Genomic DNA, 16,630 nt, shown 5'->3' on the forward strand with positions numbered 1-16,630 from the left:
CCCAAATGAACCGGTACTGGCTCCAAGGTGAACTCTGGGCGACGAGTGTTCGAGGTCGCACCCTCACGGCTGTGGGCACGTCCTGCCCCATGCCTAACCTGGACGCATGGACGTGAACGCGGCGGTCGCCGCAGCGGCAGCGATCGCCGGAGTGCTCACCGGCGTCATCGCCATGCTGGCGTTCCGCTGGAGCGAACGCGACCAGAAGCGACCGACCAGGACTTCCTTGCACACAGATCCCGTACTCCCGCCCGGCGTGGACACCGTTCTCTCGGTGCTGCGCTCCTCCGCCGTCGTCCTCGACGAGGCCGACGCCGTCGTCAAGGCCAGCTCCGCCGCCTACGCCCTCGGGCTGGTGCGCGGCGGCAAGCTGTCCATCGAGCCGATGCTCCAGATGGCCAGGGACACGCGAAGAGACGGCGAGATACGCCAGGTCGAGCTGGATCTGCCCCGGCGCGGCAGCGGACGCGGCGAGGCCCTCGCCGTCTCCGCGCGCGTGGCGCCGCTCGGGTCCCGCCTGGTCCTGCTGCTGGTCGAGGACCTGACCGAGGCCCGGAGGATCGAGGCCGTACGACGCGACTTCGTGGCCAATGTGAGCCACGAGCTGAAGACGCCGGTCGGCGCCCTGTCCCTGCTGTCCGAGGCCGTCATGGACGCCTCCGACGACCCCGAGGCCGTGGAGCGCTTCGCGGGCCGCATGCAGATCGAGGCGACCCGGCTGACCAACCTGGTGCAGGAGCTCATCGACCTGTCCCGGGTGCAGAACGACGACCCCCTGGAGGACGCCGAGTCCGTCCAGGTGGACGAGCTGGTCGCCGAGGCCGTCGACCGCTGCCGGCACCAGGCGGGCACCAAGCAGATCACCATGGCCGCCGGAGGCACCGCGGACCTGCACGTCTGGGGCAACCGGGGGCAGCTGGCCGCCGCCCTCGGCAATCTGGTCGAGAACGCCGTGAACTACTCGCCGGCCCGCACCCGCGTCGGCATCGCCGCCCGCCGGGTGAGCGCGCCCGGCGGTGACATGATCGAGCTGGCCGTGACCGACCAGGGCATCGGCATCTCGGACAAGGACAAGGAGCGCATCTTCGAGCGCTTCTACCGCGTCGACCCGGCCCGCTCCCGGGCCACCGGCGGCACCGGCCTGGGTCTCGCCATCGTCAAGCACGTGGTCGCCTCGCACGGCGGGGAGGTCACGGTCTGGAGCGCCGAGGGCCAGGGTTCCACCTTCACCCTCAGACTGCCGGAGGCGGGCGCGGCCCGCGACCGCGCGCAGCACCACGAGCCCGGCCTCGACGAAGAGGCCGGCGGTCCCACCGAGTCATCCCCGTACGAACCGCTTCCCGCCCCGGAGGTCCTTCCGTGACCCGAGTGCTCGTCGTCGAGGACGAGGAGTCCTTCTCCGACGCCCTGTCGTACATGCTCCGCAAGGAGGGCTTCGAGGTCGCCGTCGCGGCGACCGGCCCCGACGGCCTCGACGAGTTCGAGCGCAACGGCGCCGACCTCGTCCTGCTCGACCTGATGCTGCCGGGGCTGCCCGGCACCGAGGTCTGCCGCCAGCTGCGCGGCCGTTCCAACGTCCCCGTGATCATGGTGACCGCGAAGGACAGCGAGATCGACAAGGTCGTCGGTCTGGAGATAGGGGCGGACGACTACGTCACCAAGCCCTTCTCCTCCCGTGAGCTGGTCGCCCGTATCCGCGCGGTGCTGCGCCGGCGCGGGGAGCCGGAGGAGGTCACCCCGGCAGCGCTGGAGGCCGGTCCGGTCCGCATGGACGTGGACCGGCACGTGGTGACCGTCGGCGGCTCCAAGGTCGACCTGCCGCTGAAGGAGTTCGACCTGCTGGAGATGCTGCTGCGCAACGCCGGCCGGGTGCTGACCCGGATGCAGCTCATCGACCGGGTCTGGGGCGCCGACTACGTGGGCGACACCAAGACCCTGGACGTGCACGTCAAGCGGCTGCGCGCCAAGATCGAGCCGGACCCGGGCGCGCCGCGCTACCTGGTGACGGTGCGCGGCCTCGGCTACAAGTTCGAGCCGTAGGCCGCGGGCCGTCGCCGTACGGCGACCAGCGGTACGCCGAAGGGCGGCCCCCCGGTGCGGGGGGCCGCCCTTCGGCTTGGCCGTACGACCGCTCAGTGGCCCGCGGCCGACTGCGACGCGGAGTCGCTCGGGGTCACGTCGGTGCCCGCGCCGGCCGTGGCGGTGTCGCTCGCGGTGGCCGACGGGTTCGCGGTGCCGTGCTTGCCGGGCTTGGCGCTGCCCGAGGCGGTGGCGCCGGGGGCCGGGGAACCGGTGGCCGCGGGCGCGGGCATCTGGTTCGGGCCCCACTTGTCGAAGTAGCTGGTGGCCGGGACCACGAAGGCGTTCAGGCTCACCGCGCCCGTCTTGCTGAAGGTGAAGGTGACCTTCTGGGCGTTGCCGTCCTGGACGCTGCCGCGGCCGCCGGGGATCTCGGCGGAGGCGTTGCCCGGGCCGCCGAGCATCAGGGAGCCGTGGGCCGGCACGGTCAGGCTCTGGCCCTTGGCCGGGGTGAGCTTCACGGTGTCGCTGGTGCCCGGGATGGTGACCGACTGGAGGGTCTGGTCGGTGGCGCCCTGGTTGAACAGCCGCGCCGAGACCACGGCCGGACCGGTCGCCTTCGGGTCGGGCTGGGTGACGATCACGGCGTTCTGGATCTTGATGTCGCCGACGGTGGTCGCCGCGTTGTCCGGCTTGATCTGCAGGGTCTGCGAGTCGTTGCCGGCGCCGCAGGCGGCGAGTGAGGCGATCGAGAAGACAATGGCAGAGGCGGCGAGGGCGCCGCGTCGAAGGCTGCTGCTCACGGCGGCGGCAACTCCTTGAACGCAGGGGCGGCTTCCTTGTAAAGCCGCCCTAAGTGTCTGTCCGGCGGCCCCAGGTTACCGAGCCGTTCCGGCGCGGCCGCACCCGACCCTCCCCCTGGCGTCCGGCATCCCGCCAGGTGGGGGTACCCGGCGTCGCCCTCGGCACGCCGGTCACTCCTGTCACAAGTGGCTCATCAGCCACTTTGCCGAGGCCGGGTACGCCATTCGTATAACCGGGCGCAAAATTTCCGTGAAGGAATGCGTGATCAACCCTGATATTGATCACGGCATCACCCGTCCGGCGGCCCTCGATCAATTTCGGAAACGGCCCGCACCGCCCCCTGGCCACCGAACGGAGTAGCGGAAGTCGTACGCTTGGAACCGGACAAATCGGGACGTTCATCCACTTGGAGTGGGCGCGCAAGGTGTGTAACGTACGCGTTTCTCCCCGTCCGGACAGCCCCTCCCACCTGCGAATTCCCGCCTTCCGAGGCCCCGCGCAGCACGTTCCGGTTGCACTTGTCAAGCCCCGAGATATGCCCTGACCTGCGAAAACGCCATTCAGAAGACGCCGTATCCGTGTTACCCTGGATAGCCACGGAAGGGGTACCTGTCACATGACGTTCAAGGTTGGCGACACCGTGGTCTATCCCCATCACGGGGCCGCGCTGATCGAGGCCATCGAAACTCGCCAGATCAAAGGCGTGGACAAGACCTACTTGGTGCTGAAGGTCGCCCAGGGTGACCTGACGGTACGTGTGCCAGCGGACAATGCGGAGTTCGTCGGCGTGCGTGATGTGGTCGGTCAGGACGGACTGGACCGGGTCTTCGAGGTGCTGCGCGCGCCGTACGCCGAGGAGCCCACGAACTGGTCCCGTCGCTACAAGGCAAACCTGGAGAAGCTCGCCTCCGGCGATGTCATCAAGGTCGCGGAAGTCGTGCGTGACCTGTGGCGTCGTGAGCGCGAGCGCGGACTGTCCGCCGGTGAGAAGCGCATGCTCGCCAAGGCCCGCCAGATCCTGGTGAGCGAGCTCGCCCTCGCGGAGAACACGAACGAGGACAAGGCCGAGGCCCTGCTCGACGAGGTGCTCGCCTCCTGACGTGCCCGCGCCGTGGGTGGCGAAGGCAGGCCGGCTGACCGGCTGACCCGCCTGCGCCCCGCACACTCGTAGCACGCAGCACAGCGAAAATGCCGCGGTGCCCGATGACACTGAACCTGTCGCCGGGCGCTGCGGCATGTTTCGTCCCCGCGGCGCCTACGTGCCGTACACGGGAAGCCCCCCGAAAAGGAAGCAGGCCCCCCGATACTCGGTGTGCCGGGCCCGGGTGGATGGCTCGACCAGGGTCACGGAAAGGGTCCGGTCAAGGCGTCGCGCCCGGCACTCCTCCAGGCCATACCCAACTAGGTCGAGCACACAAACCTGACAGGAACCGATGTCTGACGAATCGCGTCCCTCGCCCGCGCAACCGCCCCTCGCGCCCGCCCGCACCCCCGTCGCCGCCGTGATTCCCGCCGCCGGCCGGGGCGTACGGCTCGGCCCCGGCGCCCCCAAGGCGCTGCGCGCGCTGAACGGCACGCCCATGCTCATCCACGCGGTCCGCGCGCTGGCCGCCTCCCGCCATGTCTCCCTGGTCATCGTCGTGGCCCCGCCGGACGGTTCCGCCGAGGTCAAGTCCCTGCTCGACGCGCACGCGCTGCCCGGGGGCACGCCCGGCGGCGGCCGGGGGAGCACCGACTTCGTGGTGGTGCCCGGCGGGGAGAGCCGCCAGGAATCGGTCCGGCTGGGGCTCGCCGCCCTGCCGCCCGAGTACGGCGTCGTCCTCGTCCACGACGCGGCCCGCCCCCTGGTCCCGGTCGACACGGTCGACGCCGTCATCGAGGCCGTGCGCGACGGCGCCCCCGCCGTGGTGCCCGCGCTGCCGCTGGCCGACACCGTCAAGGAGGTCGAACCGGCCACCGAGCCTGGTGCGCCCGAGCCGGTCGTCGCCACGCCCGAACGGGCCCGGCTGCGCGCCGTCCAGACGCCCCAGGGCTTCGACCGCGCGACCCTGCTGCGCGCCCACGAGACCGTGACCGACGACGTGACCGACGACGCCGGCATGGTGGAGAAGCTGGGCCTGCCCGTGGTGACCGTGCCCGGCCACGAGGAGGCGTTCAAGGTGACCCGCCCGCTCGACCTGGTCCTCGCCGAGGCGGTCCTGGCCCGCAGGAGGCTGAACGATGGCTTCTGAGACCACTCCGATGCTTCCCCAGGTCGGCATCGGCACCGACATCCACGCCTTCGAGGAGGGCCGCGAGCTGTGGTGCGCCGGCCTGAAGTGGGAGGGCGAGGGACCGGGACTCGCCGGGCACTCCGACGCGGACGTGGTCGCGCACGCCGCCTGCAACGCCCTCTTCTCCGCGGCCGGCCTCGGCGACCTGGGGCAGCACTTCGGCACCGGACGGCCCGAGTGGTCCGGCGCGTCCGGGGTCACGCTGCTCACCGAGGCCGCCCGGATCGTGCGCGCGGCGGGCTTCACCATCGGCAATGTCGCCGTCCAGGTGATCGGCCCCCGGCCGAAGATCGGCAAGCGCCGGGACGAGGCGCAGAAGATCCTCTCCGAGGCGGCCGGCGCACCGGTCTCCGTCTCCGGCGCCACGACGGACGGCCTCGGCTTCCCGGGGCGCGACGAGGGGCTGATGGCGGTGGCGACGGCGCTGGTCGCGAGGGTGGCCTGAACCCCGCGCCCTCCTGGTGCGGGTGAGCCGAGCGCGTGCGAGGGTACCCGGAGAGTCACGTCCACGGCTTTCCGGAGGTACCCATGCCCGCCGCCCTGTCCGACCGGCTCAAGTCCCTGCTCGACGGCAAGGTGTTCATCGTCGTCGGCACCGTCCAGCCCGACGGCAGTCCCCAGATGTCCCCGGTCTGGGTGAAGCGGGACGGCGACGACCTCCTCTTCTCCACCACGGTCGACCGCCGCAAGAAGAAGAACCTCGACCGCGACCCCCGCGTCACGGTGACCGTCATGGACCCCGAACAGCCCTACGAGTACGCCGAGATCCGCGGCACCGCCGAGACGACCGCCGACGGCGCGCAGGACCTCATCGACGAACTGAGCCTCAAGTACACGGGCAAGAAGTACGCCGAGTTCAACCCGGACTCGGTGCACGACGCCGATCGGGTGGTGGTGCGGATCACCCCGCGCAAGGTCGTCGGCCGCCTCTGAGAGGCGACGCGCGGATACGCCGGCGAGGAGCGCGCGGCGCGGTAAAGAGGGGAAGGGGCGTGAGGCACTGGCCCGCGCCCACTACCCTGGAGTGGTGACTATTCGCCTGTACGACACCAGCGCCCGGCAGATCCGTGATTTCACCCCGGTCAACCCGGGTTGTGTCTCGATCTACCTGTGTGGCGCCACCGTGCAGGCGGCCCCCCACATCGGGCACATCCGCTCGGGCCTCAACTTCGACATCATGCGCCGCTGGTTCGAGTACCGCGGCTACGCGGTGACGTTCGTCAGGAACGTCACCGACATCGACGACAAGATCATCGCCAAGGCCCACGAGCAGGACCGCCCGTGGTGGTCCATCGGCTACGCAAACGAGCGCGCCTTCAACGACGGCTACACGGCCCTGGGCTGCCTGCCCCCGACCTACGAGCCGCGCGCCACCGGTCACGTGACCGAGATGGTCGAGATGATGCGCACCCTCATCGAGCGCGGCCACGCCTACGAGGCCGACGGCAGCGTCTACTTCGACGTCCGCTCCTGGCCCTCCTACCTGGAGCTGTCCAAGCAGGACCTGGACGAGATGCGCCAGCCCGCCGAGGAGGGCATCACCGGCAAGCGCGACCCCCGCGACTTCGCCATGTGGAAGGCCACCAAGCCGGGCGAGCCCGACTGGGAGACCCCGTGGGGCCGCGGCCGCCCCGGCTGGCACCTGGAGTGCTCGGCGATGGCCCACAAGTACCTGGGCTCCGTCTTCGACATCCACGGCGGCGGCCTGGACCTGATCTTCCCGCACCACGAGAACGAGATCGCGCAGGCCAAGGCCTTCGGCGACGAGTTCGCCCGCTACTGGGTGCACAACGCCTGGGTCACCATGAGCGGCGAGAAGATGTCGAAGTCGCTCGGCAACAGCGTCCTGGTCTCCGAGATGGTCAAGCAGTGGCGCCCCATCGTGCTCCGCTACTACCTGGGCACCCCGCACTACCGCTCGACCATCGAGTACAGCGAGGACGCCCTGCGCGAGGCCGAGTCCGCCTTCGCCCGCATCGAGGGCTTCGTGCAGCGGGTCACCGAGCTGGCCGGCAAGACCGTGGAGCCCGCCGCCGAGGTCCCGCCCGCCTTCGCCGAGGCGATGGACGACGACCTGGGCGTCCCGCAGGCCCTCGCCGTGGTGCACACCACCGTCCGCCAGGGCAACAGCGCGCTGGCCGCCGACGACAAGGACGCCGCGGTCGCCCGCCTCGCCGAGGTGCGCGCCATGCTCGGCGTCCTCGGCCTGGACCCGCTCGACCCCCGGTGGGCCGGCGAGTCCGACCAGAGCGAGGACCTGCACGGCGTGGTCGACAGCCTCGTACGGCTCGTCCTCGACCAGCGCGAGTCCGCCCGCGCCCGCAAGGACTGGGCCACCGCCGACGCCATCCGCGACCAGCTCGCCCAGGCCGGCCTCGCCATCGAGGACAGCCCGCAGGGCCCGCGCTGGACGCTGGGCGCGCGCTAGCCGCCGGGCCGCCCGGCCCTTGATCGATTGTGCCGCCCGGCCCCCCGGGCGGCACACTGCATAAGACGTACGTACGAACCAAGCTCACGGAACGGATGACTCATGGCCGCGAACAACCGCCGCATGTCCGGCAAGAAGGGCGCGCAGGTCGGCAGTGGCGGCCAGCGGCGCCGGGGCCTGGAGGGCAAGGGCCCGACCCCGCCCGCCGAGATGCGCAAGGGGCACGCCAAGCAGCGTGCCGCCGCGGCCAAGGCCCGGCGCGCGCTGGGCGGCCGCCCGCAGCAGCGCAGGGGCGGCGGCCGGTCCACGTCCGAGCTGGTCGTCGGCCGTAACCCGGTGGTCGAGGCGCTGCGCGAGGGCGTGCCCGCGAACACGCTGTACGTGCAGCAGTTCATCGACAACGACGAGCGCGTCCGCGAGGCCCTCCAGCTCGCCGCCGAGCGCGGCAACATCAACCTGATGGAGGCCCCGCGCCCCGAGCTGGACCGGATGACCAACGGCCTGAACCACCAGGGCCTGGTCCTCCAGGTCCCGCCGTACGAGTACGCGCACCCGGAGGACCTGCTCGACGCCGCCGCCGACGGGGGCGAGGACCCGCTGGTCGTGGCGCTCGACGGGGTCACCGACCCGCGCAACCTCGGCGCGGTCGTCCGCTCCGTCTCCGCCTTCGGCGGGCACGGCGTGGTCGTGCCCGAGCGCCGCTCGGCCGGTATGACCGCGGGCGCCTGGAAGACCTCCGCCGGCACCGCCGCCCGCACCCCGGTGGCCCGCGCCACCAACCTCACCCGGGCGCTGGAGCAGTACAAGAAGGCCGGGCTCACGGTGGTCGGTCTGGCCGCGGACGGCGAGGCCGAACTCGGCGATCTGGACGCCCTCCAGGGCCCGGTCGTGATCGTGGTCGGCAGCGAGGGCAAGGGCCTGTCCCGGCTGGTCGGCGAGACCTGCGACTTCCGGGTGCGCATCCCGATGCCGGGCGGCGCCGAGTCCCTCAACGCCGGTGTGGCCGCGGGCATCGTGCTGTACGAGGCCGCCCGCCGACGCGCCTGAACACCCGTCCGGAACTTCACCCTTACGCGGGAATTCCGGCGTCCATATGGCGTGCGACGCTGCTTTGACGGGGCCCGGACACATCCGGCCGGTCAAAGCAGTGTCCTAACTCCACGTCACTCGGTTAGATGAGTGTGGACACCAGAACACCCCGCACACCCACGGGGGACCGCTCGTCGGGATTCGACGACGCTCCCGCGCTGAGCATGGTGAAGGTGCCGAGCGATCCGGCGCAGGTCATCGTCAACCACGCCAGCTTCCGCGTGCAGCTGGGCGCGTCGGCCCGGCGCACCCGGTCGCCGCGGATCGCCCGTCACCTCAGCACCGGCCAGGACACCGCCCGGATGCCCGTCGCGGCCCCGGCGGGCAGGGCCGGCGCCGGCCGTCGCCGTCCCCTCGTGTGGAGCGGCAAGTCCGCCCCCGACGACACCGGCGCCCACCGGCTCCTCCAGGCCGTGCGGGGCAGCATCGTCGGCCACGCCGACGAGCCCGACACCGGCGCCACCCGGGTCATCCCGCGCGTCGGCACCACCGACTACGACGACGCCTACGACGCGCTCGGCGAGACCGTCGAGACCCCCGTCGTCGGCCACCAGCGCACCGCGGCCGACGACGGCGGCACCCGCCTGCTGCCCCATATGCGCACCGGCTCCTACGACCAACAGCCGTACGTCCGGCCCGGATTCAGGTCCGACGACGAGTACGACGAGTACGACGGGTACGACGAGGACACCGGGTCCCACCCGCTCGCCGAGGAGTACGACCCCGACGCCCCGCGCTCCGCCAAGCGGGCCGCCGACGATCCGGGCAGGCACGCCTACTACCCCGGCCGCCGGATGAACCTCGGCGTGGTGCTGCTCCCACTGCGCATCTTCCTGGGCTTCATCTCCATCTACGCCGGCATGGGCAAGCTGTGCGACCCCGTCTACTTCGACGGCGGCAAGCGCGGTTCCATGGTCACCTGGCTCAACACGCTGCACCCCTGGGACGTCGCCGAGCCGCTGCGCCAGGTCGCCCTGCACCACCCGGTCGGCTCGGGCCTCGTGATCGCGTTCCTCCAGGTCGTGGTGGGCGTACTGACGATCCTCGGCTGCTGGCAGCGGGTCGCCGCGGTGGTCGGCGCGCTGCTGTCGGCCGCGCTGATCGTCACCGTCAGCTGGAAGACCGTCCCGGCGTACGACGCCCCCGACATCATCTATCTGGCCGCCTGGTCCCCGCTGATCATCGCCGGTGCCCCCGTCTACTCGGTGGACGGCCGGCTCGCGGGCAGCGCCTGGCGGCGGCTCGGCCCGCGCGCCGACATCTGGGAGCTGCGCCGCTACGTGCTGCGCCGCGGCGCACTGATCACCGCGCTCACCGTCGGTCTCACCCTGCTGGTCGGCTCGCTGCTCGGCGGCGCGGTCCGCGACTCCAGCCGGGTGGTCGTCCCCGGCCCCGGCGAGGCCCCCCGCAACAACGTCCCCGGCTCCCCGCTCCCGGGCGAGCCCGGCACCCGGCAGAAGCACACCCCCTCGGCCCCCGCCTCCCCCTCGGGCGGCGCCACGACCGGCGCGAGCCCGTCCGGCGCGGCCGGCACCCCGGGCGCGACGCACAGCGCGGGCGGTACGACGACCACGCCCAGCCAGACACAGGGCACCACGGGCCAGCTCCCGCCCCGCCAGTCCGCGCCCACCGGCGGCGCCCCCAGCACCACGGCCGGCCCCACCAGCACGGGCGGCACCGCCACCTCCGGTGGCACCTCCCCGGGCGGTGCCACCACTTCCGGCGGCGGCTCCACCGGCGAACCGGGCCTGGTCGGCGGCCTGTTGGGCTGAGGTGACGCCACGGAAGAGGGCCCCCGCACCTGCCCGGTGCGGGGGCCCTGTCCTGTACGGCGCGCGCTCGGTGCTAACGGCCCAGCCCGGCCAACTCCTTGGCCGCCTCGGTCAGATCCTTCGCCGTGTCGATGGCCCGCCAGTACGCCCCCTGCGGCAGCGGGAACCCGGCGAGCTTCCGCGTCCGGGCGAGACCCGGGAACGTGGTGCGCTCGTGGTCGCCCCGCTCGGGCAGCAGCGCGGTGAACTCCGGTGAGAACACGTACACACCGGCGTTGATCTCGAACGTGGACGGCGGCGCCTCGATGAAGTCGGTGATGTGGCCGAAGCCGTCGGTCTTCACCGCGCCCCAGGGGATGCGGGGCCGGGCCAGCGCCAGGGTCGCCACGGCGTCCCGCTCGGTGTGGAAGTCGGCCATGTCCCGCAGCGAGAAGCGGGTCCAGATGTCGCCGTTGGTGGCGTACCAGGGCCGGTCGGGGCGGGGGAGGTGCGCGGCGGCGAACTTGAGTCCGCCGCCGCGGCCGAGGGGCTCGGTCTCCACGACGGTGCGCACGGAGACCGGCAGCTGGGCCGAGTCCAGCCAGTCCTGGAGGACGTCGGCGAGGTGGCCGCAGGAGACCACCACGTCCGTCACACCCTCCTCGGCGAGCCAGGTGAGCTGGTGGCCGATGATCGGGGTGCCCGTGCCGGGGATCTCGACCATCGGCTTGGGCCGGTCGTCGGTGTACGGACGCAGCCGGGAGCCCTGGCCGCCGGCCAGGATCACGGCTTGGGTGGGGCGCGACGCGGCGTTCGGATGGGTCATGAACCGCACTGTACGTGGCGCCCCGGGCGGGGTTCAGCCGCGTGCGGCCAGCACCCCGGTGGCGAAGGAGGTGTCGCACACCGGGCGGGCGTACGACTGGGCGCGGGAGGCGCCGTAGATGCGCACCGCGGCCTTGCCGAGGGCGCGGGCGATGGCGGAGCAGTGCCGGGCGAGCGACGGGCGGCCGTTGACGGCCTCTTGGAGGTGGGTGAGGACCACGCCGGGGTTCTTCTCGTGCAGCTCGCTCATCAGGCGGTCCCGCAGCACGTCCTCGGGGGCGTGGGCGACCGCCTTGGGGGCGGCCTCCGCCGAGATGACGTCCGAGGCGGTGAGCACGGAGCTGGCGGGGCTTCCCGTCCAGTTGACCCGGGTGACCGCGAGGGTTCCCGAGAGCACCAGGACGACGGGCAGGACGAGGGCGAGGGAGCGGCCGACCCGGCGGGCAGGGCCCCGGTGGCTGCGTCGCGTCTGAGTGGTGATGGAGTGCTTCACGCGTGTGAGGGTAGCGGTCGGTAATGCCACCGGGACGTTCAGTCACTCTTACGGGGGATGAGAAACGACGGTTTTCGGGGTAGGGGGTTGACGGCCACGCCCGGAACGATCATGCGAAGAGGGCCCAGCGGCGCACCGCGGGGCCCTCTCGTCGGACGGTGCTCAGTCGGACAGCCGCTCGCCGGTGGAGGTGGAGAAGACGTGCGTCTCGCCGGGCCGCGGCACGACGTGCAGCGTGGCGCCCTTCTCCGGCACCTGGCGGCCGGGCACGCGCACGACCAGCTCCTTCGACTCGCCGCCGAGGTCGGCGCTGCCGTAGACGTAGCCGTCGGCGCCCAGCTCCTCGACCACGTTCACCGAGACGGCGAGGCCGGCCGGGGCGTCGGCGGTGTCCTTGCTGAGGGCGCTCGCCGCGCCGCCGTTGTGCTCGACCACGTCGAAGTGCTCCGGGCGCACGCCGACGGTCACCGTACGGTCACCCTTGTCGGTGGCGGCCTTGAGGGCGTCCCGGTTGACGGGCACCACGCTGTTGCCGAACTTCACGCCGCCGTCGGTGATCGGGACCTCGACCAGGTTCATGGCCGGGGAGCCGATGAAGCCGGCGACGAAGAGGTTCGCGGGCTTGTCGTACATGTTGCGCGGGGTGTCGATCTGCTGGAGCAGACCGTCCTTGAGGACCGCCACGCGGTCGCCCATCGTCATGGCCTCGACCTGGTCGTGGGTGACGTAGACGGTGGTGATGCCGAGCCGTCGCTGGAGCGAGGCGATCTGGGTGCGGGTCGAGACACGGAGCTTGGCGTCCAGGTTGGACAGCGGCTCGTCCATGAGGAAGACCTGCGGTTCGCGCACGATCGCGCGGCCCATCGCGACACGCTGGCGCTGACCGCCGGAGAGTGCCTTGGGCTTGCGGTCCAGGTACTCGGTGAGGTCGAGGATCTTCGCGGCCTCCTCGACCTTCTGCCGGATCTCCGCCTTGTTGACACCGGCGATCTTGAGCGCGAAGCCCATGTTGTCGGCGACCGTCATGTGCGGGTACAGGGCGTAGTTCTGGAACACCATGGCGATGTCCCGGTCCTTGGGCGGCAGGTGGGTGACGTCGCGGTCGCCGATGCGGATGGCGCCGCCGTTGACGTCCTCCAGGCCCGCGAGCATCCGCAGCGAGGTGGACTTCCCGCAACCCGACGGGCCGACCAGGACGAGGAACTCGCCGTCCTCGATCGCGATGTCGAGCTTGTCGACGGCGGGCTTGGTGGAACCCGGGTAGATCCGGGTCGCCTGGTCGAACGTGACAGTGGCCATGGTGAATGGGCCCCCTTCTACCGGCAGGAACGTGCCGGACGATCCGTTGTAGGAAGGTGGTTGGCGTAGTCCACGTGAGTGAACTGAACCGAGACGGTACCCGGCGATCACCGGTCTGTCAGTACATGGGCGACTGTGAACTTCGGGGAAATTTTCGACAGGCCCACGAGGCGACGTGGGTACACTGCACAGGCAGGTCCGCACAGACGCGGACCAGGCCTCCTTAGCTCAGCTGGTCAGAGCGCCGCTCTTGTAAAGCGAAGGTCGTCGGTTCGAATCCGACAGGGGGCTCTTGGTTTGAACAGCGCGAACGCCCCGGCCGATGATCGGTCCGGGGCGTTCGACATCTACGGGTGACATCAACGCGGGCGGTCACTCACGCTCGACACGGCGCCTGAGCAGGCGATCCATGTGGCTGATGGCCTCGCGCTGCGTGTCCGACGCCACGTGCGTGTAGACGTCCATGGTGATGCTGATCTGGCTGTGCCCCGACGAGCACGCATGTCTGCGAACCGTCAGTGCAGGTGATCGCCGCACCAGCGCAAGGCCAGCCGGGCATCCAAGTTGCTTCGGGACGAAGCGGTCGCTCCGTTAAGGTGCGCGGCATGACCGACGACGCCCCGGCCTGTCCCGCGTGCAGCCAGCCCATGAGGTCCGGCGGGTTCGTCCTCTCCCAACGGAGGAACGACGGCCGGCGGACCTGCCGGGCGCTATGGATGTGTACCGGTCGGCATGTCTGGTGGCGCTGGGCCGACCAGCCCGACGCGCCTTTGGAGGTCTGCCCGGTACCGGGACTGTTCCGCTGACATCAAATGCTGACATCAGCGACCCCGGACGGTTGCAACACGCAGCAGGCGGTCATGGCACCGGTGCACGAGGCGGGCCTCCGGCCAGGCCGGGGAGAGATCGAACTTGCGAAGCGAAGGTCGTCGGTTCGAGTCCGGCAGGGGGCTCCGCTGAGGCCGAGGCCCAGGTCAGAGCGTTACTGACCTGGGCCTTTCCGGGATTCGTGGGAACCGGACGGGCCGGGTCTTCCTGGATAGGGCGCGCGGCTCAGGTGACGGCGGCTACCCCGTCGCAGACCGGCCGGCCGGACTGTACCGCGAGCACCTCGTAGCTGCGTGTCCCGTTCGTGCCGGTGGGGCGGAGGTGGAGGGAGCACGGGGTGTCGGGGACCGTGTAGCCCGTGAACCTGCTGGAGAAGTGCGTCACCCGGGCGCCGCCGGTCTGGTCGCGCACCAGCTCCAGCAGGGCTTCGGCGAGGGTCATCCCGGGGATGTGGTCCACCGGCGCGCCCCGGAAGGTCAGCTGGTCCGGCCGTGGACGGAACTCCCGGGCGGACGACCCGGTCCATGGCGGCGCGTCCGGCGCCGCCTCCCCCGGCGTGCCGCGGACGAACCGGTACACGGCCGGGGAGAGGAACGCGAAGTCCACCTGTCCGGTGCCCAGCGAGCGGTCGTCGGTGCGGACCTCGCCCCTGAAGCCCGCGCCGACCAGCTGTCCGCGGCGCAGGTCGGGGCCGAGGCAGTCGAGGCCGATGGTGATCGGGGTGCCCGGCGGCAGGGCGAGCGGGCCGGTCTCCGCGGGCGCGCAGGACACGGACCGGAAGACGCAATGATGGCCCCGGGGCACCCGGTACGCCTCGTGGGCGACCGCCAGGGCCGCGAGCCGTACCGCGTGCGCCAGGACGAGCGGCTGGTCGCCGCTGTCGTAGCGGGCTTCGATCTCGAAGCGGTGCCCGGCCCGTCGCCGCCAGCCGGCCGGGGTCAGGCCGGACGCCGGGTCTGCCAGGTCGTCGGGGATCGCGTGGACCGTGGTCGCCGGCCGCTGCTCGTCGCTCGTGACGGACATGCCGTCCTCCTCTCGTCCTCAGTGCCCGCGTCGCCGCAGCGACGCGTCGGCGAGTTCCGGTGGGCTCCAGCCGCCGTCCTCCGGGTTGAGGGTGCGACCCGGCGGGACGATCTCGTCGATCCGGTCGAGGACGTCCCGGGGGAGCCGTACGTCGGCCGCCCCCAGCTGGCTCTCCAGTTGTTCCATCGTGCGGGGCCCGACGATCGCCGAGGTCACGCCGGGATGCTCCAGGACGAAGGCGAGGGCGAGATGGATCAGGCTGAGGCCCGACTCCTCGGCCAGCACGGCCAGTCGCTCCACCGCGTCGAGCTTGCGCTGGTTCGCCTCGGTCGACATGTCGTACCGCTTGCCCCAGCGGCCGGCCCGCCCGGTCCGGGCGATCTCCTGGCCCTTGCGGTAGCGGCCGGTGAGCCAGCCGCCGGCCAGCGGGCTCCATGTGGCCGTGCCGATGCCGTACCTGAGACAGGTGGGCAGCACGTCCGTCTCGATCTCGCGGGCGAGCAGCGAGTACGGGGGCTGTTCGCAGACGAAGCGTTCCCGGTGGCGGCGTTCGGCGGTCCACTGGGCCTCGACGATCTGGTGGGCGGGGAACGTCGAGCTGCCGAAGTAGCGGATCTTCCCGGCCCGTACGAGGTCCGTGAGCGCGCCGAGGGTCTCGTCGATGTCCGTGTGCGGGTCGGGCCGGTGCACCTGGTAGAGGTCGATCCACTCGGTGCCCAGGCGGCGCAGGCTGTTGTCCACCGCCTGGTGGATCCAACGCCGCGAGTTTCCGCGCGAGTTGGGGTCGACGCCCATCGGGGAGTGCACCTTGGTCGCCAGGATCACCCGGTCCCTGCGGCCGGACATCGACAGGGCCTTGCCGACGATCTCCTCGGACTCGCCGCGGGAGTAGGAGTCGGCCGTGTCGATGTAGTTGATGCCCGCTTCGAGTGCGCGGTGGATGATGCGGACGGAGTCGTCGGCGCTCTTGTTGCCCCAGGAACCGAACATGAGGGTGCCCAGGCAGAGGCTGCTGACGCGGACGCCGGTGGTGCCCAGGTGGCGGAACTTCATGCGGTGACCGCCTCCTGTGCCGTCCAGCCGGCCACCCGGGCCGCGACGTGGCCGGGCCAGTCGTAGAGGAAGTAGTGGCCACCGGTGAGGTGTTCGACCTCGACCGGGCCCGTGGTGTACGCCGACCAGCCGGGCAGCCGGTCGGGGTGCGTCATCTCGTCCTCGCGGCCCGCCAGGACGTGCACGGGCACGTCGATGAGGGGCGGCGGGTCGGTCGGGGTGTAGGCGTGCACCATGGCCTGGTCGTTGCGGATGATGTGCAGGAAGCCGTCGGCCATGGCGCGGCTGAGTCCCTTGGGGACTCCGCCCACGGAGCGCAGTTCCGCGAAGAGTTCGTCGTCGGGCAGCTTGGCCACCCGCTTGCCCCACTCGGTCTGCAGGTGCGGTGGGTTGCGGCCGGACACGATCAGGGTGTGCGGGGTGGGCAGGCCGGCGCGTTCGAGGTGGTGGACCATCTCGTAGGCGATCAGGGCGCCCATGCAGTGGCCGAGCAGGAAGAACCGGTCCGTGTCGAGCCGGTCGAGGAGCAGTCCGGCCAGGTCGGCGGCGGCCTGCGGCACCTGGGTGGCGAAGTCCTCCGAGCGGCGGGTGCCGCGCCCGGCGGGTTCGAGGGGGACCACGTCGATGTGGTCGGGGAACGTGCGCTGCCAGGGCCGGAAGACTCCGGCGGAGCCTCCGGCGTGGGGCACGCAGAACAGCTGGGTGCGGGGTGCGGTCACGGTGTCGCTCCTTTGCCTGCTGGTCC

General features: G+C 71.5%; 16 protein-coding genes, 2 tRNA genes and 1 pseudogene. 11 read left to right on the plus strand and 8 right to left on the minus strand.

What is annotated here, in order from left to right:
• Positions 1-106: 106 nt before the first annotated feature.
• The gene (locus HZZ00_RS01235) at positions 107-1,363 is read left to right on the plus strand and encodes a cell wall metabolism sensor histidine kinase WalK (protein WP_180330476.1); all 1,257 of its coding nucleotides are present in this window, start codon (positions 107-109) and stop codon (positions 1,361-1,363) included.
• A complete protein-coding gene (locus tag HZZ00_RS01240) occupies positions 1,360-2,040 on the plus strand; it encodes a response regulator transcription factor (protein ID WP_014673455.1) in 681 nt (226 codons plus the stop codon). Before HZZ00_RS01235 ends, HZZ00_RS01240 begins: the two co-directional genes overlap by 4 nt.
• Positions 2,041-2,132: 92 nt before the next feature.
• Here HZZ00_RS01240 and HZZ00_RS01245 read toward each other — a convergent pair whose 3' ends face one another.
• The gene (locus HZZ00_RS01245) at positions 2,133-2,822 is read right to left on the minus strand and encodes a DUF461 domain-containing protein (protein WP_180330477.1); all 690 of its coding nucleotides are present in this window, start codon (positions 2,820-2,822) and stop codon (positions 2,133-2,135) included.
• A 617-nt stretch (positions 2,823-3,439) separates the two neighbouring features.
• Here HZZ00_RS01245 and HZZ00_RS01250 point away from each other — a divergent pair.
• The 7 genes from HZZ00_RS01250 (at position 3,440) to HZZ00_RS01280 (ending at position 10,385) form a co-directional block, all read left to right on the plus strand.
• Positions 3,440-3,922 (plus strand): CarD family transcriptional regulator, encoded by a 483-nt coding sequence (locus HZZ00_RS01250; RefSeq protein WP_003953493.1) that lies wholly within the window; start codon positions 3,440-3,442, stop codon positions 3,920-3,922.
• Positions 3,923-4,256: 334 nt separating this feature from the next.
• Positions 4,257-5,054 carry a 2-C-methyl-D-erythritol 4-phosphate cytidylyltransferase gene (gene ispD, locus HZZ00_RS01255; protein ID WP_180330478.1) on the plus strand — a complete coding sequence of 266 codons (798 nt, stop codon included), beginning with the start codon at positions 4,257-4,259 and terminating at the stop codon, positions 5,052-5,054.
• Positions 5,044-5,541, plus strand: coding sequence for a 2-C-methyl-D-erythritol 2,4-cyclodiphosphate synthase (ispF, locus tag HZZ00_RS01260; protein WP_180330479.1), 498 nt, complete (start codon positions 5,044-5,046; stop codon positions 5,539-5,541). Before ispD ends, ispF begins: the two co-directional genes overlap by 11 nt.
• Before the next feature lie 83 nt (positions 5,542-5,624).
• Positions 5,625-6,029, plus strand: coding sequence for a PPOX class F420-dependent oxidoreductase (locus HZZ00_RS01265; RefSeq protein WP_180330480.1), 405 nt, complete (start codon positions 5,625-5,627; stop codon positions 6,027-6,029).
• Between the two features lie 94 nt (positions 6,030-6,123).
• A complete protein-coding gene (gene cysS / locus HZZ00_RS01270; protein ID WP_180330481.1) occupies positions 6,124-7,524 on the plus strand; it encodes a cysteine--tRNA ligase in 1,401 nt (466 codons plus the stop codon).
• Between the two features lie 102 nt (positions 7,525-7,626).
• Positions 7,627-8,571 carry a 23S rRNA (guanosine(2251)-2'-O)-methyltransferase RlmB gene (gene rlmB, locus HZZ00_RS01275; RefSeq protein WP_180330482.1) on the plus strand — a complete coding sequence of 315 codons (945 nt, stop codon included), beginning with the start codon at positions 7,627-7,629 and terminating at the stop codon, positions 8,569-8,571.
• Between the two features lie 128 nt (positions 8,572-8,699).
• Positions 8,700-10,385 (plus strand): DoxX family membrane protein, encoded by a 1,686-nt coding sequence (locus HZZ00_RS01280; RefSeq protein WP_180330483.1) that lies wholly within the window; start codon positions 8,700-8,702, stop codon positions 10,383-10,385.
• 73 nt (positions 10,386-10,458) lie between these two features.
• Here the strand turns inward: HZZ00_RS01280 and HZZ00_RS01285 are convergent, their stop codons facing one another.
• The 3 genes from HZZ00_RS01285 to HZZ00_RS01295 all read right to left on the minus strand — a co-directional run bounded on the left by HZZ00_RS01285 (position 10,459) and on the right by HZZ00_RS01295 (position 12,981).
• Entirely contained in the window at positions 10,459-11,190 is a 732-nt protein-coding gene (locus HZZ00_RS01285) for a nucleotidyltransferase family protein (protein ID WP_180330484.1), read from the minus strand.
• A 33-nt stretch (positions 11,191-11,223) separates the two neighbouring features.
• Positions 11,224-11,682: a hypothetical protein gene (locus HZZ00_RS01290; RefSeq protein ID WP_180330485.1), complete on the minus strand. Its 459-nt coding sequence runs from the start codon at positions 11,680-11,682 to the stop codon at positions 11,224-11,226.
• A gap of 162 nt (positions 11,683-11,844) precedes the next feature.
• Positions 11,845-12,981 (minus strand): ABC transporter ATP-binding protein, encoded by a 1,137-nt coding sequence (locus tag HZZ00_RS01295; protein WP_180330486.1) that lies wholly within the window; start codon positions 12,979-12,981, stop codon positions 11,845-11,847.
• A 217-nt stretch (positions 12,982-13,198) separates the two neighbouring features.
• Here HZZ00_RS01295 and HZZ00_RS01300 point away from each other — a divergent pair.
• Positions 13,199-13,272 (plus strand) — tRNA-Thr (locus HZZ00_RS01300).
• An 81-nt stretch (positions 13,273-13,353) separates the two neighbouring features.
• Here HZZ00_RS01300 and HZZ00_RS38170 read toward each other — a convergent pair.
• Positions 13,354-13,533 (minus strand): annotated as a pseudogene (locus tag HZZ00_RS38170) (site-specific integrase); the annotation flags it as partial.
• 337 nt (positions 13,534-13,870) lie between these two features.
• Here HZZ00_RS38170 and HZZ00_RS01305 point away from each other — a divergent pair.
• Positions 13,871-13,934, plus strand: a tRNA-Ser gene (locus HZZ00_RS01305).
• 100 nt (positions 13,935-14,034) lie between these two features.
• Here the strand turns inward: HZZ00_RS01305 and HZZ00_RS01310 are convergent.
• The 3 genes from HZZ00_RS01310 to HZZ00_RS01320 are packed head-to-tail and all read right to left on the minus strand — an operon-like array spanning position 14,035 to position 16,604.
• Positions 14,035-14,832: an AfsA-related hotdog domain-containing protein gene (locus HZZ00_RS01310; RefSeq protein ID WP_180330487.1), complete on the minus strand. Its 798-nt coding sequence runs from the start codon at positions 14,830-14,832 to the stop codon at positions 14,035-14,037.
• 18 nt (positions 14,833-14,850) lie between these two features.
• Positions 14,851-15,885, minus strand: coding sequence for an aldo/keto reductase (locus HZZ00_RS01315; RefSeq protein ID WP_180330488.1), 1,035 nt, complete (start codon positions 15,883-15,885; stop codon positions 14,851-14,853).
• Positions 15,882-16,604: a thioesterase II family protein gene (locus HZZ00_RS01320; RefSeq protein WP_180330489.1), complete on the minus strand. Its 723-nt coding sequence runs from the start codon at positions 16,602-16,604 to the stop codon at positions 15,882-15,884. Before HZZ00_RS01320 ends, HZZ00_RS01315 begins: the two co-directional genes overlap by 4 nt.
• Between the last annotated feature and the right edge of the window lie 26 nt (positions 16,605-16,630).

It is taken from the genome of Streptomyces sp. NEAU-sy36 (genome assembly GCF_013423905.1).
GTDB lineage: Bacteria > Actinomycetota > Actinomycetes > Streptomycetales > Streptomycetaceae > Streptomyces > Streptomyces misionensis.

What these genes read in the sequence shown, in the direction of transcription:
- rlmB (WP_180330482.1), top strand. Translation starts at nt 7,627, where the DNA reads ATGGCCGCGAACAACCGCCGCATGTCCGGCAAGAAGGGCGCGCAGGTC.
- ispF (WP_180330479.1), top strand. Translation starts at nt 5,044, where the DNA reads ATGGCTTCTGAGACCACTCCGATGCTTCCCCAGGTCGGCATCGGCACC.
- HZZ00_RS01315 (WP_180330488.1), bottom strand. Translation starts at nt 15,885, where the DNA reads ATGAAGTTCCGCCACCTGGGCACCACCGGCGTCCGCGTCAGCAGCCTC.
- HZZ00_RS01250 (WP_003953493.1), top strand. Translation starts at nt 3,440, where the DNA reads ATGACGTTCAAGGTTGGCGACACCGTGGTCTATCCCCATCACGGGGCC.
- HZZ00_RS01235 (WP_180330476.1), top strand. Translation starts at nt 107, where the DNA reads ATGGACGTGAACGCGGCGGTCGCCGCAGCGGCAGCGATCGCCGGAGTG.
- HZZ00_RS01265 (WP_180330480.1), top strand. Translation starts at nt 5,625, where the DNA reads ATGCCCGCCGCCCTGTCCGACCGGCTCAAGTCCCTGCTCGACGGCAAG.
- ispD (WP_180330478.1), top strand. Translation starts at nt 4,257, where the DNA reads ATGTCTGACGAATCGCGTCCCTCGCCCGCGCAACCGCCCCTCGCGCCC.
- HZZ00_RS01295 (WP_180330486.1), bottom strand. Translation starts at nt 12,981, where the DNA reads ATGGCCACTGTCACGTTCGACCAGGCGACCCGGATCTACCCGGGTTCC.
- HZZ00_RS01310 (WP_180330487.1), bottom strand. Translation starts at nt 14,832, where the DNA reads ATGTCCGTCACGAGCGACGAGCAGCGGCCGGCGACCACGGTCCACGCG.
- HZZ00_RS01280 (WP_180330483.1), top strand. Translation starts at nt 8,700, where the DNA reads ATGAGTGTGGACACCAGAACACCCCGCACACCCACGGGGGACCGCTCG.
- HZZ00_RS01285 (WP_180330484.1), bottom strand. Translation starts at nt 11,190, where the DNA reads ATGACCCATCCGAACGCCGCGTCGCGCCCCACCCAAGCCGTGATCCTG.